Origin of the sequence: Alkalicoccobacillus murimartini, from assembly GCF_030813245.1 — a bacterium.
Classification (GTDB): Bacteria; Bacillota; Bacilli; order Bacillales; family Bacillaceae_D; genus Alkalicoccobacillus; species Alkalicoccobacillus murimartini.
The window spans coordinates 353,628-378,985 of sequence record NZ_JAUSUA010000002.1 but is presented as its reverse complement, the minus strand read 5'-3'; the positions used below and the strand labels follow the sequence as shown (position 1 = coordinate 378,985).

The window sequence follows — 25,358 nt, the reverse complement described above, 5'->3', positions numbered from 1 at the left end:
CGCTCCTGCTTTCTTCATTTTAAAGTAGAAGGGACAAGGGACAATGAGCGAAAAGGAAAAAGTAATACGTGCGTTTGAAGAGGTGTATGACGGCCAGGTGCCAGACCGAGTTTTTTTTGCGCCAGGACGCGTTAATTTAATCGGGGAGCATACAGATTATAATGGCGGCTTTGTTTTTCCGGCAGCCTTAACACTAGGAACGTATATGGCTATTCGTCAGCGGGAAGACGGGGTATATAACCTCGCCAGCGGAAACATGGAAAGTCGTGTGCAGTTTAATCAGCAAGATCTTAATTATAAGGAATCAGATACGTGGGGGAATTATATCAAAGGGGTTCTTCAAGCTTTCTCACAAAAAGGGTTAAAGCTTAACGGGGCAGATCTATATGTTTGGGGAACGATTCCAAATGGTGCGGGATTATCGTCATCCGCTTCCCTTGAAATGGTCACAGCCTTTATGCTTTCTGAATTAACGAACGCTGAGCTTCCACGTGTAGAACTAGCTCAATTATGCCAAGTGGTTGAGAATCAATTTATGGGTGTGAACAGCGGAATTATGGATCAGTTTGCTGTAGGTTTAGGTGAGAAAGACCATGCGCTATTTATTGATACGGCTAATCTCACATATGAAAAAGTTCCTTTAGACTTAGGTGAATATAAGCTAGTTGTCACAAACACAAACAAAAGAAGAGAACTCGCTGATTCAAAATACAATGAGCGCCGTTCTGAATGTGAAGAAGGATTAAAGCAGCTGAGAGATCTTGGTCTGCAGCTTGAATCACTGAGCGAATGTACACCTGAGCAATGGCAAGCACATAAAGAACAGATTCAAGACACGACCATTCATAACCGTGTTCAACACGTGATTCTTGAGAACCAACGTGTCGAGCAGGCGGTAAAGGTATTGAAGAAAGGTGATCTAGAGGCCTTTGGGCTGTTGATGGATGCGTCCCATCATTCTCTTGCCCATGACTATGAAGTAACTGGGAAAGAATTGGATCATTTAGTAGAAGTTCAGAGACAAAGCCCTGGATGTATTGGTTCAAGAATGACGGGGGCTGGTTTTGGAGGATGCACGGTTAGTCTAGTGAAAGAAGCGGATTTGCCTGCATTTTTTGACAAAGTGACGGCTGAATATGCAGAAGTAATTGGCTATGAACCAACTTTCTATATTAGTGATGCGGGAGCAGGCGTGCACGAACTGTACTAAGAAGGGAGGGTTTGTTTTGAAGATTTATGAACGGATTGAACAGCTATTGGCATTTGGGAAGGCTAAGCAATTGCTTGGTGAAGGAGATATTGAATACGCACGAAATCGTTTATTAGAACTATTGGAGTTAGATGAAGGAATGCCCAGCGAAGCTACATTCTCTGAAGAATGGACAGTTGTTGCATTACTTAAACCCATTGTGGACTGGTCAGTAGAGAAAGGCCTCATTCCAGAAGATACGATCCTCTACCGTGATTTATGGGATACGAAGCTGATGGGCTGCCTTACCCCGTGGCCAAGTACGGTGACTCATCACTTTTACGAGCAGGCGAAGGTAAACGGCCCAGAAGCAGCAACGGCAAGTTTTTATGAACTGGCACAGAATACAAACTATATTCGCATGGACCGAGTGGCTCTGAATGAATCATGGATATCAACACAAGCGTACGGAGAGCTTGAGGTAACCATAAACCTGTCTAAGCCGGAGCTAGACCCTAAGGACATAGCCAAAGGGCGGAATGTAACGGCAAGTTCTTATCCGAATGGGCTGCTTCATAAAGAAAATGTAGGGTATGCTGGACGTTTAAATCATCCGGCTAGACAAAACCTTCGCCAAATACCATTGGAACTTGGTGGAGCAAAATGGTTGATGCAGTTCTCGCCATATGTCTATTATCATCAGCATGCAATTGTTTTATCAGGAGAGAAGCAACCGATGCGTATTACGCGTCAGACGTTTGGTCGCTTACTTGAATTTGTTGAGAAATTCCCTCACTATTTTATCGGCTCGAACGCAGATTTGCCAATTGTCGGGGGTTCTATATTATCTCATGATCATTATCAGGCAGGAGAATACGAGTTTCCAATGGCGCGTGCAGAGCAGCTTTCAACCTTTGCATTGCCATATTACTCTGAAATTGAAGCGAGCCTGCTAAAATGGCCGTTGTCTGTTATCCGATTACGCGCAGATGATCGCAATCGCCTTGAAGAGGCAGCAACGTTTATATTAGATCAGTGGCGACGTTACACCGATTTAGAAGCAGACATTTATAGTTCAACCGAAGATCAGCCACACAACACGATCACGCCAATTGCTAGACGAAGAGGTAAGCAATTCGAACTTGATCTCGTCCTGCGGAATAACCGCACAACCGATGAGCATCCGTTTGGATTGTTTCACCCGCACGAGGAAGTTCATCCGATTAAGAAAGAGAACATTGGCTTAATTGAAGTCATGGGTCTCGCCATTCTACCCGGACGCCTGAAAAGCGAGCTTTTACAACTGGCAGATGCCGTGTCAGAAAATCAATCAGCACAAACCATAGCAGAAAACCAAGCCATTCAAAAACATGCAGAATGGGTGCAGGCTCTCACAGCTACCAATTCATCCGTAACAAGCGATGAGGCGTTGGTGCAATTAAAAGAAGAGGTCGGCAATATTTTCTCCACAGCATTAAGCCACTGCGGTGTCTTCAAACAAACAAACGCAGGAATCAAAGCATTTAACCGATTTATTGCAAGTCTGAACGAATAAGGATGAAACCAATTCATACACCTGTTTGAGGTGAGTGTGGATTGGTTTTTTGTATTGGATGGGATGGGAGGGATTTGCGTGAGAAGAGCGGGATCTTACGTGGAGAGAGCGGTTGTAACGTGGGAAGAAGGGGATTTAACGTGGAAAGAACGAGCGTAACGTGGGAAGAAAGGGATTTAACATTGAAAGAGCGCGCCTAACATGGGAAGAAGGAGAACTAACATGGAAAGAACGGGCTTAACATGGGAAGAATGGGAACTAACGTGGAAAGACCAAGTCTAACATGGAAAGAAGAGGATCTAACGTGGAAAGAGCGGGTCTAACATGGGAAGAAGGGGATCTAACATGGAAAGAGCGGGCTTAACATGGGAAGAAGAGGATCTAACGTGGAAAGAGCGGGCTTAACATGGGAAAAAGGAGATCTAACGTGGAAAGGACGAGCCTAACATGGGCAGAAGGTGATCTAACATGGAAAGAGCGCAATCAAACTCAAAAAAGTTAACCTTAAACGAAATTTATAGAAGGGATTTCCTTATATCATGAGAATAATGTACTTCTATAGACTGGAAGGAGGAGATAGGTTTGGTGATTGTTCGAAGGCGCAGCAAGCCGTTAAAACTACTTCAATTTAAAGCATTGGAGAGAAGGGTTAGCCCCAGCCATATCAGTTTTCCTAAAATTAAGGAAGACCTGGCTCTTCGGGAGGTTGGCTATAGGGGAGAGGTGAGTACGGATTATTACATGAAGTTTTTAGAGCAGGATCAGTTTTATTTGGTCAAGGATCTTCGTCTGCGATCTACTGAGGGTGACTATTTCCAAATGGATACTGTGGTTGTATGTGATAAGTATATAGCGATCATCGAAACCAAGAATATCTCGGGAAGGATTTCTTTTAATGAGTCTACGAATCAGATGTTTCGAAAGGTAAATGATATCGAACAGGTATTACCTAACCCGTTCTCTCAAGTTAGGAGACAACGAATTCAGTTAACAGATTGGTTCTTGAAAAAGGGTTGGCCGCTCTTACCTATTGTAGAGTTCGTTGCACTATCTAATCCATCAACATTTATTGATAGCAGCTCCAAACGACTAGTACCCTCTGAAGAAATACCAGCTAAGTTGATTCAGCTGCAGCGTTCTTATCAAACGATTGCCCTAAAAAGATCGGAGGTTCCACTGATTGCGCAACAGCTTGCTGAATCGCACATCCCTGAAATCATGACTGAAGTACTTCCCTATCAGATCACAACAAAAGACATCAGAAAAGGTGTTCTTTGTCCGGCGTGTTCGAGAATTGGTATGGAACGAGTACTAAGAACAGGCAGCTGGTTTTGTGCCAACTGCAACCATTACTCAAAAGATGCGCATATTCAAGCTTTAGAAGACTATTTCCTCCTAATTAAACCCACGATTACGAATAGGGAACTACGTGATTTTCTCCAAATACACTCATCTTCATTATCTCATTACTTATTAAATCAACTTACACTCCCCAGAACAAATTCCAACAAATACACCTATTACACCCTGTCTTGTCCACTCTCTACAAGTAAAGCCTAGATAGGTTAACTCCTTTTTAACCGGGTATATTACAAGTGGAGGTGTTTACCTATGACTAAAAAAGAACAAGTGGATTTACAGGATCCTTCACATTTAGCTGCTTATCAAGAAGAATATGATGAGAAGTCTTTTTGGCATAAAATAAAAAAGTATAGCAAAAAGGTTGGAGGGACGGGTATATACGTTGTCTTTTTGCTTTATTATACATTTAGAAAACCTGATCTTCCGTTAAAGGTTCGGACGACAATCCTTGGTGCGCTAGGGTATTTTGTCATGCCAATCGATATTATTCCTGACTTGACTCCATTTATTGGTTATACCGATGACATGGTGGCACTCATGGGGGCGCTAATGATGGTCGCGGCGTATATTGATGATCAGTCGAAAGAGATGGCTCGTGCGAAAGTGGAACAATTATTTGGTGAGTCCATGTTAGAGGATCTTAAGCCTATTGATACGAAACTGGCAAAAAAGCAAGAATCATTATAAAAAACCTTGTACCTAAATAGGACATTGGTTCGTATCTAACTCACTCGCACTGATATAAAATAAAGTGGATCTTGTTAGATGAGAAGGGTTGGATGAATAGATGGAAATGTTCATTATTATCTTTTTATGTGTTCTTGTTGTGATTTTACTTCTGGTTATCGCAGGGTTGAAGTCCCGCTTAGCTGGAAAAACGGCTGCGGATGCTGTGATCATAACTGAGAAATTATCAGAGGATGCGGATCTTAATACGCGATTAAGGCAGCTTTTACGCGAGGGGAGCAAGATTAAGGCCATTAAGGAATTACGAACGGTGCACCCGCTACCTTTAGTTGAAGCGAAAAACTACGTCGAAAAGCTAGAGCGTGAGATGTAGAGAAGAAGAATACCCGCTAATTGGCTGGTTTGAGTTCGGTATTATACTGGACTTAAACCGGCCAATTTTAGGTTAAACCGGTCGTTCTTACTTACGTCGATGTTTTCATTAGCTCTTCACTAGCTAACTCTGAAAAGTCAGCGCACCTTACCTTTTGACGATGCATTGAAAAAACTGAACAAAAATATAATAATGAATGCGTTTACATATGTCAAAAAGAATGATAGACTGCATATTAAGTAATTTTTATTACATTTAGTTTTATATGTGTAATAAAAATACCTGAAGAAAGTCAGACGATCAAGAGGGGGAGCAGCATGGGCATTTCGGTATGGGCTTTAATTGTATTTATCATTGTTATTCTTATTTGGGCCATATTCACAAAGCGTAATATCTCGGAAGCGATGATTATTGGTTTCTTAATTACACTTGCTTTTTCAGGGACGCGGGCGGTGGAATTATTTTTACCTAGTTTAATGAAAGGGCTTACTCATTCGGTTGTTTTCGCATCTTTGGCATTTATTTTTATGGCGCAGCTTATTAATTACACAGGATTAATAGGTAGAATCATTCAAATTCTAAATTCATTAATTGGTAGGCTTCCTGGTGGAGCAGCTTATGTTAATACGATTGGTTCTGGATTATTTGCTTTAGTTGCAGGGTCTGGCTCTGGGATCGCAGCTACAACTGGTGCCATCACAATCCCGTGGATGGAGAAATCGGGTTGGAAGAAGGAACATGCTTCCTCAATTGTTGCTGGGAACTCTGGCTTTGGAAGTATTATCCCACCTAACTCCACCATGTTCATCATGCTTGGGTTTGCACCCGTAGCAGCAACTGTTGATTTTAATAATTTGTTTCTTGCTTTATATGTAGCAGGGGCATATGCCCTATTACATCGCATTATTGTTGTGTTCTTAATGACTAAGCGATATAAGATTCAACCTGTACCAGCGGAATTTATCTTACCTTTTTCAAAAACCTTCAAAGAAGGATGGCATTCGTTAATTATCTTCTTAGGTATTGTGATTCCTATTCTTATAAATTTTGGTCCGCTTGCTACATGGTTTAATTCTATTGAGAGTGTTGGGGCCGAAGCAATGGACTCTATTTCCTTCATCGTCTGGGTACCGGTCTTTATGATTCTGTTCACATTACTTGTTGGAAGAAACCATCTTCCAAAATCCAAAATTGGCTGGAAGGACTTTTTTGAAAAAACAGCGCCAAGTTATTTTGTTATTGGTCCTGTCTTAATCTTTACATTTGCAACTAGTGCCGTTTTAAATGAACTTGGTTTAACAGAGGAATTACAAGCCTTGATGACTGCATTTGATCTTCCGAAATGGCTGATGATTGCCCTCGTAGGTATTATTATTACGCTTGTTGCCACTCCGTTAGCTACAACGGCAACAGTCGCTACAATTGGTTTGGCTACATTTGGTGCGTTAACGGCAGTCGGTGTAGATCCGTTATTAGCTGTTGTAACCATTATGATGTTTGGAGCAACAGAAGGAAGCACGCCTACATCGGGTCCAATTTATGTGGCAACGGGTATGGCAAAGGTTGGTCCAGAAAAAACGTACGTTCCATTATTGCTGTATTACACCATTCCATTGATGATTATAAGCTGGTTGATAGGCATGGGGATTTTGCCAATACCAATTTAGGAGGCTACTATGAGAAAGTTAATCTTTGCAATATTTATCATATCGGTCATTTTATTCACTGTGTTTGGATCCGTTTTAGTACTAGGACAGCTTGTTTCATTACTAGCCCTACAAGGCTCTTGGATGATTGCCTTAAATGAGAATCTAGCAGAATTTGTTTATGGACTAACCGCTATTGCAGGGTTAAGCGGGTACTTACTATATTACTTTAAGAAACCACCAACAACTGATAGTGGAAAGGAAGATTCAAAATGAATGAAAATATAAAGAGCCACCCCTTACCGGAGCTATTGCCCCAGGAGTGGGTGAAGCGTGCAGAGGCATTAAGTACTACGTTGTTAAGTGATATCTTGGAGCATGCCCCTGAAATGGATTATAAGATTAAACCTGCTGTTCTAACACATCGAATGATAGGATCTGCGCTGACTGTAGAAACAGCGCAAGGAGACAACTTAGCTGTTCATTATGCCATGCACCAAGCTAAGAAAGGGTATGTACTTGTAGTAAATGCCCATGGCTACGAACAGCGAGCAATCATTGGCGAACTCATGATGGAGGCCTCCATTGTGATAGGTTTTGAAGGGTTTGTTATTGATGGACTAGTTCGAGATGCTAGTGCATTAAGCCGATCATCTTTTCCGATTTTCAGTAGAGGTTATATTCCAGCAGGGCCAACGAAGGACGGACCGGGGACTATAAATAGCGAGATTTCATGTGGTGGTCAAAAGGTGAGGCCTGGTGATTTTATTATGGGAGACGCAGATGGCGTGATTGTGATACCAAGAGATCAGGTTGAAGATGCATTAACTCGTGCGGAAAAGAAGGAATTATATGAACAAGATCGAATAGATGAGATAAAAAAAGGCCGCACACGACCTAAGTGGTTAAAATAATCAAAGTCTTTAAACAGTGATTCGATAGACATCTAAAAAACGGAATGAACCTTTTGGTTCATTCCGTTTTTTGAGTGATATGATTATTTATTTGAGTAGGCACGGATGACTTCTTCCCAGGATTCTGGTTTCGAACCATGAAACAATTCCTTTATGTTCAAGTCTGCGAGCTCTTCTAGTTTGTGTTTAGCAGCTATCGACATTTCTGCATTTAATTTAGCATCCTGTAGCATCTCGATTGAACTACCTAATTCAAATGCACGACGTTGTGCATGAATGGAGCTACCGGTCACTAATCGATTCATGGTGTCGAGAAACGAATGACTGTCCATTGTTTCACTTATTGAGTGTAAAACTTCTTCTGAGACGTTCCAGTTATTCGCAGCTTGTAAGGTTTCGAGATGAAGACCAACGATTCCTTTCATGAAAATACTGCGAATGAGCTTTACGGCTGAAGCTTCACCGGCTCGATCACTGACTGCGGTAATGTTCATGTGATAGGGTTTCATTTTTTCGATTAATTGGTGAACGCCACTTCCACTAGCAGATATGGAAACCTTATGCTTAAATACAGGAAGAGGTCCAAGCAAAGCTACATCCACATATAAGATCCCTGCTTGATCAAGCGTTTGTTGGATCTCTTCTTTAATTGTTGGTGATGAAGCAGAGACATCCACATATAAAGTATTTTTAGAGAAAAGAGGAGCGAGTTCTTTGCTTGCTTTTAAGTTCACGTTTGCAGGGACCGCCACAAAGACTACATCAGCACCACTAACAACATCTTTCATACTTTCCTGTAGGTTGACCCCGGCTTTTTTTGCTCGTTCTTTAATTTGTTGACCGTATTTCTCATGTGTTTGCATCACATCGAAGGCAGTTAGATGTTGAGCTCCTTCTTCTACTAAACCAGAAGATAACTCATAGGCAGCTTCTCCATATCCAATAAATCCAATTCTCATGAAAATCCCTCCGTATTATAAATTACCTCTATTTTATAAAAAGTAATATTTATTACTATATGATCATTTTACATTTGTGGGTAGAAGAAGTAAACGCTTTCTTTTGATTGTGGAAATAAAGATCAAAGAAAGAAGCCGCTACAGTGCGGCTCATTCTTTATGATAATTCATACTTAGTAAAATAGAGTTAACATCTTTAAGTCGATCCTTGGTAAGGTTAGGGTAATTTAGAGCGATCGCGCTTATTAGATAGTCAACCATAAACATAGTTGGGACAATCGTATTATGTGAAGCAATACCTAATGAATGACACGGTAGGACAAGGTCTGCGTAAGGTACGACTGGAGAAGAATAGCTGTCTGTGATAGCAATTACTTTAGCTTCTTGTTCCTTAGCCACTCTTGCATAATCAATAATGCGCTTTCCATATCTCGAATAGCTGACCACAATTAATAGGTCATCCTTAGTCATCCCTACAGCATCATCTACCCAGTCACTTGAATCGGCTAAATTGAACTTGGCATTGCCTACTAAACGATTTAAATTATGTACTAAATATTGAGCAACAGGCAAACCACTTCGAACGCTAGTTGTATAAATGTGGTTTGAAGAAACAATAAATTCAATCGCTTGATTTAACATCGCTTCAGTGTTGAGCGTTGCTGTTTGTTGAATGGACTCTAGTTGACGTTCCATATAATGAGTCCAGCTTTGACTTTGATTATGTGATTTGAGATTAGCTTCAAGTCTTGTTTGAGGAGAAGCTTGCTCTCGTAACATTTGCTGGTGGTTCTTCTGGAATTCAGAATATCCGGAATAACCGATGTTTGCCATTAATCTCATCACAGTCGTTGTACTTGTCCCTACATTAGATGATAGTTGATCAACTGTCATAAACGCTACGTCAGTCGGATGATTAATGATATAGTTTGCTACTTTCCTTTGTGAATCAGGTAATGCCAAAACGGAATCTTTTAGTAAGGTCAGTGGTTCCTTATCCATAAAAATACACGCCCTTTAAAGTGGTATCCTATTAACAATACAAGAGAAGTCAATCATATACAATTGCATATTAAAAGTAATGAGAGCGATTAACAAAAGAGTAGGATCTTACCCTTTATTTAGAGATTCGTTATACTATGAACAGTGGGAGCTGATGAATGATGAAATCTATGCATATTACGGTTATTGCCCCTTATGAGGGACTTCAAAAAACAGTCAAACGAGTCATACAACAGAGAAAACAGTTGAAGTATGAGTTATATCTAGCTGATTTAAAAGAAGCTATTCCAATCATTGATAAAGTAGATGGGAAAACGGACTTATATATTAGTCGTGGAGGTACGGCTAATGTCATAAGAGCTCATACAAGCAAACAGGTAGTGGAAATTCCAATATCAGGTTATGACATCCTTAGAACACTATTGCTCATCCAGGATGAAAAGGATGGAGCAGAGATTATTGCATTTGCGAACATCTCAAGTGACTTTAATGAAATTTCTCAACTCCTTGGAATTGAGGTTCCTATAACGATCATAAACTCTGAAAATGAAGCAGAGCCAGCGGTCATTCGAGCTAAAGAATTAGGGCGTCGCGTGATTATTGGTGATACTGTAACGAATCAAATTGCTCAAAGACATGGTGTAGAAGGAATTCTTATTACCTCAGGTGAAGAATCCGTAAAGCAAGCATTTGAGCAAGCTGAAACCATTCGTCATGTGCATGATTTTCATGTAGAAGATATTCATTTATATAAAGTTCTTGCTCAAGAAATTGCTGATCCATTTTTACTTGTCAAAGATAAACGGATTCTCTTTAAAAATGATGCTTTAAAAAAGCTTGAGAGAGAAGAGCAGCTAGAAGAAATGCTTAGGTCGTATGAGCAAAAGGGTAATGAATACAATCAGGAAGTCAAACACATTCTACATAGTAATGGAAAACCCTATCAATTTCATATACAGCCTTTGAAAGGGACGTCCAATCATACTATTGTCTATATTCGTTCAATAGAAAGTATTATTCCTGGTTTTTGCAACTGGTTCCTAACAGATGGGTTATCATTGCCGCTCGTTTTAGGAGTAGATTCAGTAATGGAGAATCAGTTTAATGAGATAGTGGAACAGGAAGGTCCAATGTTGATTGTTTCAGAAGAGGGGTCTGGAGAGCGCTGTATTGCCGAGTCCATCTTAGCTAATCGTTGGACCGTTGAATGTGACGTAAGTAAACAAAACGATCTAGATTTACTATTTAGCACACAAATGCCATTATTTCTTTTGAATCTGGATCACTTATCGCAAGCGAAACAACGAGAGATAGTGACGCGAGCCAAAAGCTATGTGAGCTCAGTCGTCTTTTTCTGTAAAACGAGAGCGGTCCTGCATTATTTTGAAGGAAAAGTGTTGGAGTTACCATCTCTTTCAAGACGGATGGAAAAGGACATGAGTTTTATTCGTACTTTTATCTCAAAATCTAATAGTCTCTATGGGAAACAAGTGATCGGAATCAAAAATAGCACATCTGAATTAAAGGAACATTTTCATCATTACTCTCTTGTTTCATTTAGAGACTTGATCTTTCGTGAAATTGAGTGCTCGGACTCTTCGCACATTTCTTTGCATGTTTCAGACAATGCGCAAGAAAAAGAAGGGTATATTCATTTGGACCTTACAAAAACACTCGATGAGATGGAAACTGAAATTATTCAAAAAGTGTTGGAGGATGAGGGGTTTAATCAATCAAAAACAGCTAAACGCTTAAATATTAATCGGACTACCGTTTGGAGGAAACTAAAATAACGTTGCATTTAGCAACTTATTTTAGTTTTTTTATTGTATTTTTTAAAAATAACAGTATATTTAGTAGTGTAAACGTGTGCACAAACGTTTTTAAAAACAAATGTATTGCAAAATAAAACAGGAAGTTGGTAAGATGATGAGACTAAAGCAATCAATTGAAAAGATTCCAGGCGGAATGATGGTTGTTCCCTTATTGCTAGGAGCTCTTATTAATACAGTAATGCCTCAAGCTTTAAGGATTGGAAATTTTACGGAAGCACTTTTTGTAAACGGTGCCTCCACGTTAATCGCCCTATTTCTTTTATGTGCGGGCTCGCAAATTAACATTAAAAGCTTTGGTGTTTCTTTTGGTAAGGGATTCACGTTATTAACGGTTAAATGGATTTTTGGGGGAGCGGTTGGTGCTCTTGTATTTCTACTTGCCGGTGGGGCAGAAGGCTTATTCCTAGGACTAGCTCCAATTGCAGTTATTGCTGCAATGACCAACTCTAACGGCGGATTATATGTCGCTTTAGCTGGACAATATGGAAAAAGTGAAGATAAAGCTGCTTATTCAGTGCTAGCAATGAACGACGGACCATTATTTACAATGTTAACGCTATCTGTTCTTGGAGCTGTAGGGCTTCAAGGTGGATTCTTTGAAATTACTGCATTTATTGGTGTTCTTCTTCCGATCTTAATTGGTTTTATTCTTGGTAATGTAGATGATGACATGAGAACCTTCCTTGGAAAAGGTTCAGATGTGCTGATTCCATTCTTTGCTTTTGCTTTAGGGATGAACATAAGCTTCTCTTCTATCATTGAAGGTGGACTACCTGGAATCATGCTAGGAGTATTGGTTGTATTAGTAACAGGAATTACCGGATACTGGGCGTTTAAACTCTTTAAGTGGAATCCACTTATTGGTGCAGCGGAAGGCTCGACAGCAGGAAATGCAGTGGCAACACCAGCTGCAATTGCTACAGCAAGTACAGCTTTTGCTTATAACGTTGAGCTTGCAACAGTACAAGTGGCAGCAAGTGTTGTAACAACTGCTATCCTTCTTCCTATGTTTGTTGGCTATTTGGCTAAACGATTAGAGAAAAAGAATGGTAAGCAAGATCTGGTAACTTCAGAGGAGTGAGATTGATGAAGGTCGCTATCATAGCGGACGATATAACAGGAGCTAATGACAGTGGTGTTCAGCTTGCAAAAAGCGGACTGAAAACCGCTGTCTGGCTTAACAATGAACAAGCGACAAATGAACCTCTTGAGGCTGTGGTGATCGATACAGATAGTAGAGCCATGAATCAAGAAGATGCCAAAAAAGCGATAAAAGCTTCTATGGACGTATTGGCTTCCTATCAACCAGACATTTTGTTTAAAAAGATCGACTCTACTTTAAGAGGCAACGTTGGTGCTGAACTTGATTCAATCATCCAAGCAGACCAGCCTGACTACGTGCTGTTAACTCCTAGTTTTCCTGAAAATAAACGTACAGTAGACAAAGGCATTCTTTATGTAGATGGTACGCCAATTGGTGATACAGAATTTGCACTTAATGAGGCAGATCCAGTTAAAGACTCACGTGTCGCAGATCATATTGGAAGACAGTTTAAAGGACAGCTAGTAGAAGTTCCTGAAGAGCTATGGATTAAGGATCACGAGAAAATTACCACTTGGCTAAAGCAACAAAAACAAACAGAGAATGGTTGTGTATTCATCTGTGATGCGACAAGTTCACAGACACTCAAAGCCATTGCTCACTTTGCACAGACTTCGCAAGATCAAATACTACTTGCAGGGTCGGCAGGACTTTCGTCTGCGTTGGACATTAAAAGTAGCGGTGTGAAGGCACAAGTAGAGAGACTAAATCCTACACTGCCCGTTTTATATTTAGTTGGAAGTATGAGTGATATCAGCCGTAAACAAGTTCAGCAATTGCTGAAACAGGAGAGAGCTGTTGGTATCAAAATTGACGCACTAAAAGCTGTAAATGAGGATGGATTTGTGAGAGCAAGTGAGTTTGAACGTGTGAGTAAAGCGTGCCACTCTCTTCTCGAAGATCAAAAAATTCCTGTCATTTATTCCGGAACAGAGAGACATGAGATTGATGTGGTTTATGCCTATGCTGAAGAACAGAATATTTCTTTATCGGTCGTTAGCAAACGTATCGTATCATTATTAGCAGCAGTTGGAGAAAACCTCATTTTAAGTCACTCGTTTCAAGCCATTGTAATGACAGGTGGAGATACAGCTAAAGCGCTCTGCAGAAGAGTTTCTGTGAGTCAGCTTGATCTAATAGATGAATTTGAAACGGGTATTCCAATTTCAACATTTACAGGTCCGCTTTCTGGCACCTATGCCATCACGAAGGCTGGAGCATTCGGTAACGAGCAAACATTTAGCAAAATATATGAATTTTTTCTGGAGGGTACAAAGTGAAGAACCCAATTATCGGTATTACCATGGGAGACGCAGCAGGAGTTGGACCTGAAATTATCTCTAAAGCATTTGCATCTGTTGAGCTATTTCAATTAGGACGTCCTCTTGTTATTGGTGATTATGCAATGATGGAAAGAGCAGTAAACATTACGAAAACGGAACTAAATGTGGTTCCTGTAACAAAAGTAGAGGAATGTGTATTTGAGCCAGGTACGATTGAAGTACTTGATATGAACTTACTTCCTGAGGATCTTCCGTTTGGACAGGTAAGTGAATTAGCAGGAGATGCAGCTTTCCGTTATGTCGAAAAGGCTATCGAGTTAGCTAAAGAGTCAAAAATTCATGCAATCTGCACAGCGCCTCTTAATAAAGAAGCGATGCAAAAAGCAGGACATATGTATCCAGGCCATACGGAAATTTTGGCTGAATTAACCGAGACGAAGGACTTTTCAATGATGCTTTCAGCTCCTAATCTTAAGGTTATTCACCTAACAACACATGTTGGCTTACGTAAAGCGATTGATTCAATCAATCCTGAACGTACACATAAAGTGATCACGCTAGCTGACGAGACATTAAAAAATGCCGGATTTGAAAACCCGCGTATTGCCGTTTGTGGTATTAATCCACATGCTGGTGAAAATGGACTTTTTGGTGAAGGTGAAGAAGAAGAGAAGCTAATTCCAGCTATTCAAAAAGCACGTGAGGAAGGAATAAACGTAGAGGGGCCATATCCGGCCGATACACTATTCTTTAGAGCGGCTCGCGGTGATTTTGATATGGTTGTTGCTTGCTACCACGATCAGGGGCATGTTCCTATTAAGGTTATGGGCCTTGAAGCTGGAGTGAACATCACAGTTGGATTAAAAGGCGGAATTATTCGTACCTCTGTTGATCACGGAACAGCGTTTGATATTGCAGGAAAAAACATTGCTGATGAACGCAGCCTAATTGCAGCTTATAAAGATGCTGTAGAATTAGCTCCTACCATCTAAATAAAAGGCGGCATAGTATGATTCATTCATATTATGCCGTTTTTGTGTTCATAAGAGATTTATGTCAGGAGTGAATGAATTGGAACCGTGAAATAAAGCGAAGGTCCAGTCCTCCTTTTTCATGATTAGGTTTACATGAGTAAAGTCTGATAAACTGAATAAATTAGTTTAGAGGAGACGATCATGAACACATACCTTGAAATGTTCATTCATTTACTTGAACGTGCAGCGCTATTATTAATCTGTTTATATTTTTTAACGAAAATACCTGGCTTTAGAGAGATTCTTCAAAAGGACAAGCTTACATCTAAACGTGAGCTGTCCGTTGTGACGGTGGTCTTTTGTGCTTTTGCTTTGTTTGGTACATATTCTGGGATTGAGGTTGAAGGTTCGCTTGTGAATGTGCGGACAATTGCTATTGTAGCTGGAGGTATTTTATTTGGGCCATGGGTTGGAGTGATTACGGGTGTGATCTCAGGGATTCACCGGTACGTCATCGACATTGGTGGTGTAACAGCGATTCCGTGTTTAATTACGAGTATCACAGCAGGTGTGATGGCGGGTATTGTTCATTTTAAAGTGAAAAAGGAAAACTGGTGGACGGTAGGAATTGCGGTAGGTATGTTTTGTGAAATAGTCACAATGGGCCTCATCCTCCTCTTAGCAGAACCAGTAGAACTTGGAATGGAGATCGTTTCCATTATCGCTGTTCCGATGATTCTTGGAGAAGTAAGTATTGGGCTTATCATTCTTATGGTGCTTAAAATTGAAGGAGAAAAGGAAAGAGTAGCTGCAACACAGTCCAAGATGGCTTTAGAAATAGCGAATAAAACCTTGCCGTACTTTCGGTCTATTAATCAGGATTCCCTCCATACAATCTGCGAAATAATTAAGGTTGATATTGAAGCTGATGCAGTAGCCATCACTGACACACATAACGTCCTTGCTTACGTTGGGTTTGGTGAGGAACGATATTCAGCGGGAAGTAAGATTAACAGTGAGTTGACGAAGCAATCTATTCGAAGTGGAGAAATTACGATTCGTAATCAAGTAGCTGATCACCATACACCACAGATCCAATGTCTGTTAATCATTCCTTTTAAGGAGCATAATGAGATCACAGGATCGTTAAAGATCTATTATCAGAAAGCAGACAAGATTACGGATTCTTTGCAGACGATGGCTATAGGACTAGCGCAGATCATCTCCACACTTATGGAGATTTCTCGCATTGAACAAATTAGAGCCGGTGCTGAGAAGGCAGAATTAAAGGCGCTTCAAGCGACAATTAATCCTCATTTTCTGTTTAATGCGCTAAATGCGATCGCTTCAACCACACGCACAGATCCGGTTCATGCGCGTGAATTAATTATCAATCTATCCGGTTATCTTCGCTATAATCTTGAGGTGACAAACGAAAGAATTGAAATCTCGCAAGCAATAGAGCAGGTACAGGATTATGTTGAAATTGAAAAGGCGCGCTTTGGTGATAAATTAAAGGTCTACTATGAGATTGACCCAGTGGATGTGCGGATTCCGAGTCTTTTAATCCAACCTTTAGTGGAGAATGCGATCAATCATGGTGTGCAAAAAGGCAAGCAGAATGGAGCAGTGACCATTCGTGTAGAAGATCGGGACGAAACGGTCCGCATTACGGTTAAAGATACAGGGGTAGGCATCAGCCAAAGTATTATTGATCAACTTTACTCTGATCAAGTTTCCTCAAAGTCTATTGGCTTAACCAACGTGCATCAGCGAGTTAAGTTGATCTATGGCGAAGGGTTAGTCATTCGCAGGTTAGATCCAGGTACAGAAATTTATTTTGATGTAGCAAAAAGGACGGATGAACGATGAAGGCCATTATTGTAGAAGATGAGATGCCCGCTCAAAAAGAGCTTCAGTATTTAATTGATACGCACAGTCACATTGAAGTCGTGGGCTGCTTTGATGACGGACTGGATGTACTAAAATACCTTCAAGACCATGAACCCGATGCGATCTTTTTAGATATTAATGTTCCTTCTCTAGATGGAATGATGCTTGCCAGTCATATCCGTAAATTCGAGACAAAACCAGCTATCATCTTCACAACAGCGTATAAAGAACATGCGGCCAAAGCCTTTGAACTAGAGGCTTTTGACTATATTTTAAAACCGTATAGTGAAAAAAGAGTGGCTGCGATGCTTACTAAGCTAGAGGCGCATTTCTCTAGAAACCAACAAGAAGACGCTATATTAAATGGGAAGGCAAACCCTAGTCTGACTGGACGTATTAATGTCTGGAAGGATGAGAAGATCTATGTCATAGATGAAGATGATATTTATTATGCGGAAGCAAATGAAAAACAGACAACAGTCTATACCAAAGATGAAGTCTATACGATCCTGTCGACCATCTCTATTTTTCAATCGCAGGTTCCTGAAGATGTGTTTTATCGATGTCATCGTTCCTATATCGTCAACGTTACAAAGATCCATGAAATCGTGCCTTGGTTTCATAATACCTACCTGCTTCGTTTGCAGAATCTGGATGCCGAAATCCCTGTCAGTCGTGGGAAAGCTAAAGAATTCAGACAGATGATGCGCCTATAGAAACGATTCATTCCGAATGTCATGCAGTTCATTCCAAGCTGCGTACACCTCGATCATCCGGTGCTAGACTTTACTTATAGAAATAGACCACCATCGCCGGATGGGAAGAGGGGAATAAGAATGAATACAACAAAGACTAACCGACTATGGATCGTTTTTGGAACCGTTCTCGTTCAAATGGGTTTGGGAACGATTTACACATGGAGTTTATTTAATCAACCATTAGCCGAATTAAATGGCTGGAATCTAAATGCAGTAACTGTTACTTTTTCAATCACAAGCTTTGCGTTAGCATTCGCTACATTATTTTCAGGGAAGATTCAAGAATGGATCGGTATACGTAAGTTGCTCGTATTTTCAGGTATAGCTCTTGGTATAGGGCTCATGCTGAGTTCATTTGTTACGTCACTTTGGATGCTATATCTTCTTGCTGGAGCCGTTGTTGGTTTTGCAAACGGTACAGCATACATGTCGTCCTTATCTAACCTTATTAAATGGTTTCCTGAACGCAAAGGTTTAATATCAGGGATTTCTGTAGGGGCATTTGGTACGGGTAGCTTGTTATTCCGTTATATCAATGGATACTTTCTTTCGTCGTTTGGAGTGACTCAAACCTTCTTACTTTGGGGCATTAGTGCACTTGTCTTAATCGCAGGTGGTGCTCTGCTTGTACGTGAAGCGAAAGTCAGTGCAACCGTTGAAACGAATCAACAATTAAAGGATTACAACGTCAAAGAAATGCTGCGTACGAAGCAAGCATATATGCTGTTCGTCATTTTCTTTACAGCGTGTATGAGCGGCTTGTACCTAATTGGGATTGTCAAAGATGCTGGTGAAACTCTTGCTGGACTCGATGCTCAAACGGCAGCGAATGCTGTAGCATTAGTGGCGATTTTTAATACAACAGGACGAGTCGTGCTTGGTGCACTCTCAGACAAAATGGAACGTATGCATATTATCGCCGCAACATTGTTCGCAACAGCCCTTGCTGTAGCTGTACTAAGCTTTGCTGAACTAAACTTTGGCTTATTCTTTGCTTGTGTAGCCATCATTGCCTTCAGCTTTGGAGGGAATATTACTATCTTCCCGGCTATCGTATCTGACTACTTTGGAATGAAAAATCAAAGCCGTAACTATGGCGTAATCTATCAAGGGTTTGGTTTTGGTGCACTTGCTGGTTCGATTATCTTTACTATCATGGGTGGTTTTGTCCCAACATTTATGGTCATCGCAGCAATGTGTATCATCTCGTTTATCCTAGCAGTGCTGATACGCAATCCACGCTTGAAAGCATTAGAAGTTAAAGAAAAAGAAGAAAAGCATGCGGGCCATGTAGCAATGGATAACTAATACGGAAGTGAAGAAGCAGAAAGAGCGATTAAGCTCTTTCTGCTTTTTTGATTTTGAATCATGCATGAAGGTAAAAAGAGGTTTATAATACGAGTGATAAAGACATCAACGTGAGCACACTAGATGTTCATGTTTGTTTCAATTTAAGGATCACAAGGAGTGTTCTTTTGCCTATGCGTGAACATAAAAAGATGAAGATTCTCGATTGGGAGCGTTCTTTTCCGTTACTTGAACAAATAACGAAACGTAACCCAGTGTTGTGGCTAAATCCTAAGTATAAACGGAGTCCGGTCCATTCATCTCTTACTGAGAGAGATGTCAAAGATGCAGAACAGCGACTAACTCGTTTTGCCCCGTATCTAGCAAAGGTGTTTCCTGATACACAAAAGACTAAAGGGATTGTAGAATCTCCTTTAATAAGAATAAAAGCGGGTCAAGCCGAGATAGAGCGTCGTTATATCTGCTCAATCGTAGGTGACCTTTGGTTAAAAGCAGATCATGAGCTACCAATCTCAGGCTCGATTAAGGCGCGTGGTGGCATTTATGAAGTGTTAACGCATGCGGAGAGTTTGGCCATGGAGCACGGTTTGCTCATTCAAGATGACGACTACTCTATCCTTGCAAATGAATCGTTTCAGCAGTTTTTCTCTTCTTATAAAATAGCAGTTGGTTCGACTGGAAACCTTGGTCTAAGCATTGGTGTGATGGGAGCGAAGCTAGGCTTTCAAGTAACTGTTCATATGTCTTCTGATGCAAAACTGTGGAAAAAAGACTTGCTTAGAAGTAGGGGAGTAGAAGTCATAGAATATGATTCAGATTACAGTAAGGCCGTTGAAGCTGGGCGTAAGCAGGCAGAATCTGATCCTAAGATACATTTTGTTGATGATGAGAACTCAGAAACGCTTTTTCTTGGTTACGCCGTAGCTGCTTTACGATTGAAAAAGCAACTGGATGAGCAGGAAATTCAAGTAGATGCGGATCATCCTTTGTTTGTTTATTTGCCTTGTGGGGTTGGCGGAGGTCCTGGTGGGATAGCATTTGGCTTAAAGCTAGTTTTTGGTGAACATGCACATTGCTTCTTTGTGGAACCGATCCATTCCCCTTGTATGCTGCTCGGTATGATGACGGGTGAGCATGATGGTGTTTCCGTACAGGATTTTGGATTAGATAATCGAACCATTGCTGATGGATTGGCAGTGGGGCGAGCCTCAGGGTTTGTAGGTAGAGTAATGGACCCGCTCCTCTCAGGCATTGCAACGGTCCATGATGAAGAGCTGTATAAACTTCAGGCTCTACTTATTGATTCAGAGAATATTCATCTGGAACCTTCCGCTGCTGCCAGTTTGGCGGGGGTCTTGCAGGTAACGTCAGATTCAGTGGGACAGACGTATCTCCCAAAGCATCAAATGGAGAACGCTGTTCACATAGTGTGGGCAACAGGGGGCAGTATGGTTCCCGTAGAACAGATGAATAAGGATTATGAAATCGGAAAAAGAATATGGGAAGATCATCAAGCTTAGAGAAGGTGTCTACGGGCGCCTTTTTTTGTTAAACAAACGTTTATTTACATGGGGGTCCTATCGTTTGGAACAAAAACTGACACAATTTCAGTAAATTAGACGAATCAAAATGGGATGAATGTGGTATGATTGTGTGAAAATATGTGTGATGGAGGCGTCAGTTTGAAACGAATTGTATTGACGATGCTTGCTATTCTTGGCATATCCCTTTTGATACTTAATGTATTTCAAAATATTGGAGCAAAAGATACACAAGCTATAGCGGCCGATGACGAAGAATTGGCTACAAAATTAGATAGGTTAAATCCTGAAAATGGAGATGTAAGCTATGTTGATTACTTACATCACTGGGCTCTGACCCATGATCAAGTAACCATTGCTGTAATTGGCAGTAGTGTAACGAATGGAAAGGGCGCATCCGTAGAAGCAAAAAATTGGCCGAGTCTCATGCTTGCTTCCATTCAACAAACAGATGAAGATTTGTTGAGCAGCCATGTTTTAAACTATGGTGTCAATGGGGCAACGATTGATAACTTACTTCAAAATGGGAGGTTTGACCAACTAATTAAGGATATGCCTGACTTTGTGATCATAGAGAGCTCTATTCTAAATAGTCATCGTAAAAATGAAACGTTAGATGAGTCAAATCAAGCGATCAAAACAGCAGTAGAACTTGTTCAAGAAGCCTTGCCGACGAGTAAGATTTTGTTATCTTCTCCTAATCCAGCAACGATAAAGCTGGATACGGACTATAATGAGATCGGGTTAGTTTACCAAGAATATTTGGAGAGCACCGAGAATTATATCCTGAGTCATGGCTGGAATTATGTTGATATCTATACGGCGATGATGGATGAGATCGAAGAGCAAGATCTTACGTTAGACATGACGTTGGATGACGGGTTGCACCCAAATGATTTGGGCTATCAGATCTGGGCAGATAAGCTTATGATTTATTTAAATAAGGATCGATCTTTATAAGATGAACCCACCGTTTCAATTGTGAAACGGTGGGTTTTGATTTATTTTTCATTGGTACCATTGAAAGTATAAAGGAAGTCGGGCAAGAATTTTGGGTGGCCCATTGGCGGCAAGGCTCATCAAGAAGGAGAGTTCCTTGAAATCGCTTCATTGGTTGAACGAAAAGATTTTTTGAAACGAGTATTACAAAAATGCTCTCAGTTATAATAAAAAGCCGCAGGAGTTTACCCCTGCGGCTTTTCGAATTCACATTTACTTACCTTCTAATACTTCTACCGCTTCTTTTAACGTTTCGGCTTGTCCTACGTTTCCTGGGAATACGATGTAGGCGCAGCCTGGGAACTTGCTCTCTGCTCCCGTTTTCCAGACAGGTATACCGGGTTTGATTTGTCCTGCGACATCAGCACGTTTGACTGAAAGTCCAGTTGTACCAACGCTGCTTGAGGTAATGCCACCTTTTGCAATGATGTAGTTAGGGCGAACGGTTAAGTCACTGACGATGCTTGTTACCGCATCCGAGATTTTAATAGCAAGCTGGAGCTCTTCTTCTTGGCGGTTCTCACCAAGGTCGAGGCGCTCACGTCTTGTATAATAAACAACGGACTTTCCAGCAGAGATCAGTTCTTCTATAGATGTGCGGACCCGTTCGATTTCATGAACAAATTTCTCTTCATTTAATACAAGGTGCACGTCAAATTCGATGGCTTCAACTAAATGACTCTCAATTAAATGATTCAACTGCTCTGTTGTTTTTTGTACGTGTGAGCCGACGACGATGAGGCCACCGTGTCCTGTATCTTCTGTAATTAATTCATCACGTGTTAAAAGGGCTTTGTCGGATACACCACCAATGACTTTCGTTAATGCAGAAGCGCTTCTGCATAGGAAGTGTTTGCCTTCTTTTAACGTCTGTAGGAAGGCCGTAACAAAAACTTCAACGTCCACGTAGTCTACAGCATTTACAATAATTTTTTGGAATCCTTTAGCAGAAAGGAGTTGATTCTTAATCGCTTCAACATCTCCTGCACGTAACGTTTCAAGCGTGATGTAAATAGAATCGTCTTTCTTGAACTCACCTTTGGTCTTTTCTTCTACCCATTCACCTAGGTGAGAAGCTTGAAATCCAAACGTACGGTCTTTGGCGAATTCTGTTTCTCCAGCTGGAACAAGGTTCTCTCCATATTGGACATAATGAACATTTTCAATCGTTAAGCGTCCACCTTCTTTGAAGAAGGGCATGATCACTTCTCCATCAAAAGTTGTAGTAGAGGCTGCTTCAATCGCATTCTTTAATGTAACTGTTTCTAAAGGGTAATGGCCACGAAGGGTTGAATCACCTCGGCTGATTAACACATAAGGAACGCCTTCTTCTTCAGAAATAGCTTGTACGCGTTCTGCAATTTCTGTATGAGCTGTGATGGTCTCAGCGGAAGTAAATCCACGAGAGTTTGTTAGGAGAAAGAAAATCTTATTCTCTTCACGAAAACCCGCTTGGATTGAATTGGTTGTCCAGTCCGTATACACAGAGACACCATGAACAGTTTGGATACCGGTTGGATCATCATCAAGGACAACGATTTTGTAAGGTGAATTTGTTAGTTCATCCGTAAGTTTTGTTTGAACCATATCTCTATCTATAGAAGGGATGTTGGCTAGTAACTCAGATGCGTTTTGCGTTTGCATTAGTTTTGCTCCTTTCTCTCAACAACTACGTTAGCCATTTTTTCGTAATGCTGCACAATGCTTGCATGATCAAGAGCTTCTTTTCCATCGGCTTTTAATGAATGGAAAATTTCAAGAAGCTGACTTGATAGCGGAAGCGGAACAGATAATTCATGAGCCGTGTTCATCACATTTGTTAGGTCTTTCATATTAATATCAACTCGTCCGCCTGCTTTAAAGTTGCGGTCAAGGATCATTGGAATTTTTGCATCCATAACCGTACTACCAGCTAAGCCTCCACGAATGGCTTGGTACATCTTTTCAATATCAATGCCAGCTTTAGATGCGAGTGCTAACGCTTCTGAAACAGCTGCAATATTCAGGTTCACGATGATTTGATTAGCGAGCTTTGCCGTCGTTCCGCACCCACTATCACCAACAAGTACAATATCTGTACCCATGGCCTCAAGTACGGGTTTCACTTTTTCAAATTGAGCTTCTGGACCTCCGACCATAATTGCAAGTGTGCCATCAATCGCTTTTGGCTCGCCACCACTTACTGGTGCATCAAGGAAATGAACACCTTTCGCTTCAGCTAAAATGGCCATTTCTCTCGAATCAACAGGGGAGACCGAGCTCATATCGACAATGACTAATCCTTCTGAGGACCCTGCCATTACCCCATTTTCTCCAAACACAGCCATTCGTACATGCTCTCCTTTAGGAAGCATTGTAATGACGCAATCACTTTGCTGGGCAACTTCTTTTCCTGATGAAGCGGATAGTGCTCCCTCTGAGGCTAATTGATCAACAGCTGCTGTGTTTAAGTCAAATACGGTCACAGAAAACCCTTTTTGAATTAAGTTTCTTGCCATTGGTGTTCCCATAATACCTAATCCGATAAATCCAACTCGTTTGTTCATATAGATCTCCATCCTTTTTGAAAATGTAGTTTCTCTCTAATGTGTTCTATAATCCTGGTAAATAATTTTGGAACATGGTCAGGAAGTAAATAAAACCAAGTGCTGTAAGTCCGGCAATTAATCCACCTAAACTCCAAACGCGTAAAGTTTCCATCATGGATAAGCGACCAAATTTACTCACAACCCAGAATCCGGAATCGTTTGGAAGGGATAACCCTATACCACCTGCACAAATCGCAAGTCCAAGTAACACAGGAGATGCGCCAAGTTCAGCGGCCATTGGTCCTAAAATTGTTGATGTGGTAATAAGGGCTACAGTTGCACTTCCTAAGGCTGCGCGAAGAAGCTGTGCAAATAAGAAAGCTAGTAGGAGAACAGGCATATTCACACCTTGCATCATATTGATGAGCAAGTCACCAATTCCTGTTTCTTGAACGACTTTCCCGAACGCACCACCTGCACCGGTAATCAGAAGGATCATACCGGAGGATTCAAAGGCTTGAGTCATAATCGTCTTTGAATCTTCTTTCATATAAGGTTTGAAAACAAATAGCGCAACAATGACACTAATCAATAAGGCTGTGTTTTTATCCCCGATAAAGGCAAAGAAAGTTGGGATGATATGTTCTGGGTTATTTATAAACACAACGTTCATCAACGTATTCGATAAAATTAAAACAATGGGTAAAGCTAACATGGCATAGGCAATCCATGTTGGAATTTCTTTTTTTGTTGAGTCTTGCTGCACTTCTTCAAGATCCTCAGTGACATCACTTAAACGATCGCCATCAGGAATTCGTTTCCCGATAAATCGTCCGTAAAGTACACCACCAACTAATGTAGCTGGAATGGCTACAAGTAATCCGTAAAGGAAAAAGATACCGATATCTGAATTTGTATTATCGGCCACAATGAGTGGACCTGGTGTTGGAATGATTAAGCTGTGAGACACAATCAATCCGATCGCTAGAATGGCTACAAATGTAGCTAATGAAATTTTCGTTTTAATTGATAAGCTTTGAACCAATTTATTCAAGATGATAAAAGCAGCATCAAAAAATACGGGAATGGCTACTGTTGTTGCTGTTGCTGATAGAGCAAGAGGTGAACGTTTAACACCAAAAGCTTTAATCATAGATGAAGCAATTTTTTCAATTGCTCCAGAAGAAGCAAGAAATTGTCCAAAGATTATGCCGAGACCTATCAAGATTCCGACACCTGCTAGAGTCCCTCCGAACCCATCGGCAATCACACCAGGAAGATCTCTAACCGTAATGTTAGACATCAACCCGATCCCAATCGCAACAACTAATAAAGAGATAAAAGCATCCCATTTGAATTTAATGATTAAGATAAACAATACAATTAAAGCGGCAACAAAACCTATGATCAATCCTGTTCCTGTTAGCATAATGCATCACCTCAAGTTACG

Annotated in this window: 22 protein-coding genes; 17 read left to right on the top strand and 5 right to left on the bottom strand. The window is 40.8% G+C overall.

Translation table 11 applies throughout. From position 1 onward, the window contains the following. The first annotated feature begins 43 nt into the window (after positions 1-43). The 8 genes from J2S05_RS08410 to J2S05_RS08375 all read left to right on the top strand — a co-directional run bounded on the left by J2S05_RS08410 (position 44) and on the right by J2S05_RS08375 (position 7,726). Positions 44-1,210: a galactokinase gene (locus tag J2S05_RS08410; RefSeq protein WP_306981777.1), complete on the top strand. Its 1,167-nt coding sequence runs from the start codon at positions 44-46 to the stop codon at positions 1,208-1,210. Then, positions 1,179-2,744, top strand: a complete 1,566-nt coding sequence (locus J2S05_RS08405; protein ID WP_306982658.1) for a UDP-glucose--hexose-1-phosphate uridylyltransferase — start codon at positions 1,179-1,181, stop codon at positions 2,742-2,744. Before J2S05_RS08410 ends, J2S05_RS08405 begins: the two co-directional genes overlap by 32 nt. A gap of 585 nt (positions 2,745-3,329) precedes the next feature. After that, a complete protein-coding gene (locus J2S05_RS08400) occupies positions 3,330-4,304 on the top strand; it encodes a nuclease-related domain-containing protein (RefSeq protein WP_306981774.1) in 975 nt (324 codons plus the stop codon). 51 nt (positions 4,305-4,355) lie between these two features. Beyond that, positions 4,356-4,793, top strand: a complete 438-nt coding sequence (locus J2S05_RS08395; RefSeq protein ID WP_306981772.1) for a YkvA family protein — start codon at positions 4,356-4,358, stop codon at positions 4,791-4,793. A 100-nt stretch (positions 4,794-4,893) separates the two neighbouring features. Then, the gene (locus J2S05_RS08390) at positions 4,894-5,166 is read left to right on the top strand and encodes a hypothetical protein (protein WP_306981769.1); all 273 of its coding nucleotides are present in this window, start codon (positions 4,894-4,896) and stop codon (positions 5,164-5,166) included. A gap of 317 nt (positions 5,167-5,483) precedes the next feature. Further along, on the top strand, positions 5,484-6,833 hold the full coding sequence (locus J2S05_RS08385) for a TRAP transporter large permease subunit (RefSeq protein WP_306981767.1): 1,350 nt from the start codon (positions 5,484-5,486) through the stop codon (positions 6,831-6,833). Positions 6,834-6,842: 9 nt separating this feature from the next. Further along, positions 6,843-7,088, top strand: coding sequence for a hypothetical protein (locus J2S05_RS08380; RefSeq protein WP_306981765.1), 246 nt, complete (start codon positions 6,843-6,845; stop codon positions 7,086-7,088). Beyond that, complete coding sequence (locus J2S05_RS08375; protein ID WP_306981764.1) at positions 7,085-7,726, top strand: RraA family protein; 642 nt, start codon at positions 7,085-7,087, stop codon at positions 7,724-7,726. The genes J2S05_RS08380 and J2S05_RS08375 overlap by 4 nt, the downstream gene beginning before the upstream one ends. Before the next feature lie 83 nt (positions 7,727-7,809). On the opposite strand, the gene J2S05_RS08370 is transcribed toward J2S05_RS08375, so the two are convergent. Further along, the gene (locus J2S05_RS08370) at positions 7,810-8,685 is read right to left on the bottom strand and encodes a prephenate dehydrogenase/arogenate dehydrogenase family protein (RefSeq protein WP_306981762.1); all 876 of its coding nucleotides are present in this window, start codon (positions 8,683-8,685) and stop codon (positions 7,810-7,812) included. 150 nt (positions 8,686-8,835) lie between these two features. Next, a complete protein-coding gene (locus J2S05_RS08365; protein WP_306981760.1) occupies positions 8,836-9,687 on the bottom strand; it encodes a MurR/RpiR family transcriptional regulator in 852 nt (283 codons plus the stop codon). Positions 9,688-9,845: 158 nt separating this feature from the next. Here J2S05_RS08365 and J2S05_RS08360 point away from each other — a divergent pair, with 158 nt between their 5' ends. From J2S05_RS08360 to J2S05_RS08320, 9 genes are all read left to right on the top strand, one after another. Further along, complete coding sequence (locus J2S05_RS08360; protein ID WP_306981758.1) at positions 9,846-11,480, top strand: sigma-54-dependent Fis family transcriptional regulator; 1,635 nt, start codon at positions 9,846-9,848, stop codon at positions 11,478-11,480. A 136-nt stretch (positions 11,481-11,616) separates the two neighbouring features. Beyond that, positions 11,617-12,603, top strand: a complete 987-nt coding sequence (locus J2S05_RS08355; RefSeq protein WP_306982656.1) for a 2-keto-3-deoxygluconate permease — start codon at positions 11,617-11,619, stop codon at positions 12,601-12,603. Positions 12,604-12,608: 5 nt separating this feature from the next. Beyond that, positions 12,609-13,904, top strand: a complete 1,296-nt coding sequence (locus tag J2S05_RS08350; protein WP_306981756.1) for a four-carbon acid sugar kinase family protein — start codon at positions 12,609-12,611, stop codon at positions 13,902-13,904. Between the two features lie 23 nt (positions 13,905-13,927). Further along, complete coding sequence (gene pdxA / locus J2S05_RS08345; protein WP_306982654.1) at positions 13,928-14,899, top strand: 4-hydroxythreonine-4-phosphate dehydrogenase PdxA; 972 nt, start codon at positions 13,928-13,930, stop codon at positions 14,897-14,899. A 183-nt stretch (positions 14,900-15,082) separates the two neighbouring features. After that, entirely contained in the window at positions 15,083-16,753 is a 1,671-nt protein-coding gene (locus tag J2S05_RS08340; protein WP_306981754.1) for a sensor histidine kinase, read from the top strand. Next, on the top strand, positions 16,750-17,490 hold the full coding sequence (locus J2S05_RS08335) for a LytR/AlgR family response regulator transcription factor (protein WP_306981753.1): 741 nt from the start codon (positions 16,750-16,752) through the stop codon (positions 17,488-17,490). The genes J2S05_RS08340 and J2S05_RS08335 overlap by 4 nt, the downstream gene beginning before the upstream one ends. Before the next feature lie 120 nt (positions 17,491-17,610). Further along, the gene (locus J2S05_RS08330) at positions 17,611-18,840 is read left to right on the top strand and encodes an L-lactate MFS transporter (RefSeq protein WP_306981751.1); all 1,230 of its coding nucleotides are present in this window, start codon (positions 17,611-17,613) and stop codon (positions 18,838-18,840) included. A gap of 173 nt (positions 18,841-19,013) precedes the next feature. After that, the gene (locus J2S05_RS08325) at positions 19,014-20,360 is read left to right on the top strand and encodes a D-serine ammonia-lyase (protein ID WP_306981749.1); all 1,347 of its coding nucleotides are present in this window, start codon (positions 19,014-19,016) and stop codon (positions 20,358-20,360) included. A gap of 162 nt (positions 20,361-20,522) precedes the next feature. Then, a complete protein-coding gene (locus J2S05_RS08320; RefSeq protein WP_306981746.1) occupies positions 20,523-21,341 on the top strand; it encodes an SGNH/GDSL hydrolase family protein in 819 nt (272 codons plus the stop codon). 252 nt (positions 21,342-21,593) lie between these two features. Here the strand turns inward: J2S05_RS08320 and J2S05_RS08315 are convergent, their stop codons facing one another. From J2S05_RS08315 to J2S05_RS08305, 3 genes are read right to left on the bottom strand one after another with little or no spacing between them, the layout of a single operon-like run. After that, the gene (locus J2S05_RS08315) at positions 21,594-23,024 is read right to left on the bottom strand and encodes a four-carbon acid sugar kinase family protein (RefSeq protein WP_370873619.1); all 1,431 of its coding nucleotides are present in this window, start codon (positions 23,022-23,024) and stop codon (positions 21,594-21,596) included. Beyond that, complete coding sequence (gene garR / locus J2S05_RS08310) at positions 23,024-23,926, bottom strand: 2-hydroxy-3-oxopropionate reductase (protein WP_306981744.1); 903 nt, start codon at positions 23,924-23,926, stop codon at positions 23,024-23,026. Before garR ends, J2S05_RS08315 begins: the two co-directional genes overlap by 1 nt. Positions 23,927-23,972: 46 nt before the next feature. Then, complete coding sequence (locus J2S05_RS08305) at positions 23,973-25,337, bottom strand: GntP family permease (protein WP_306981742.1); 1,365 nt, start codon at positions 25,335-25,337, stop codon at positions 23,973-23,975. Between the last annotated feature and the right edge of the window lie 21 nt (positions 25,338-25,358).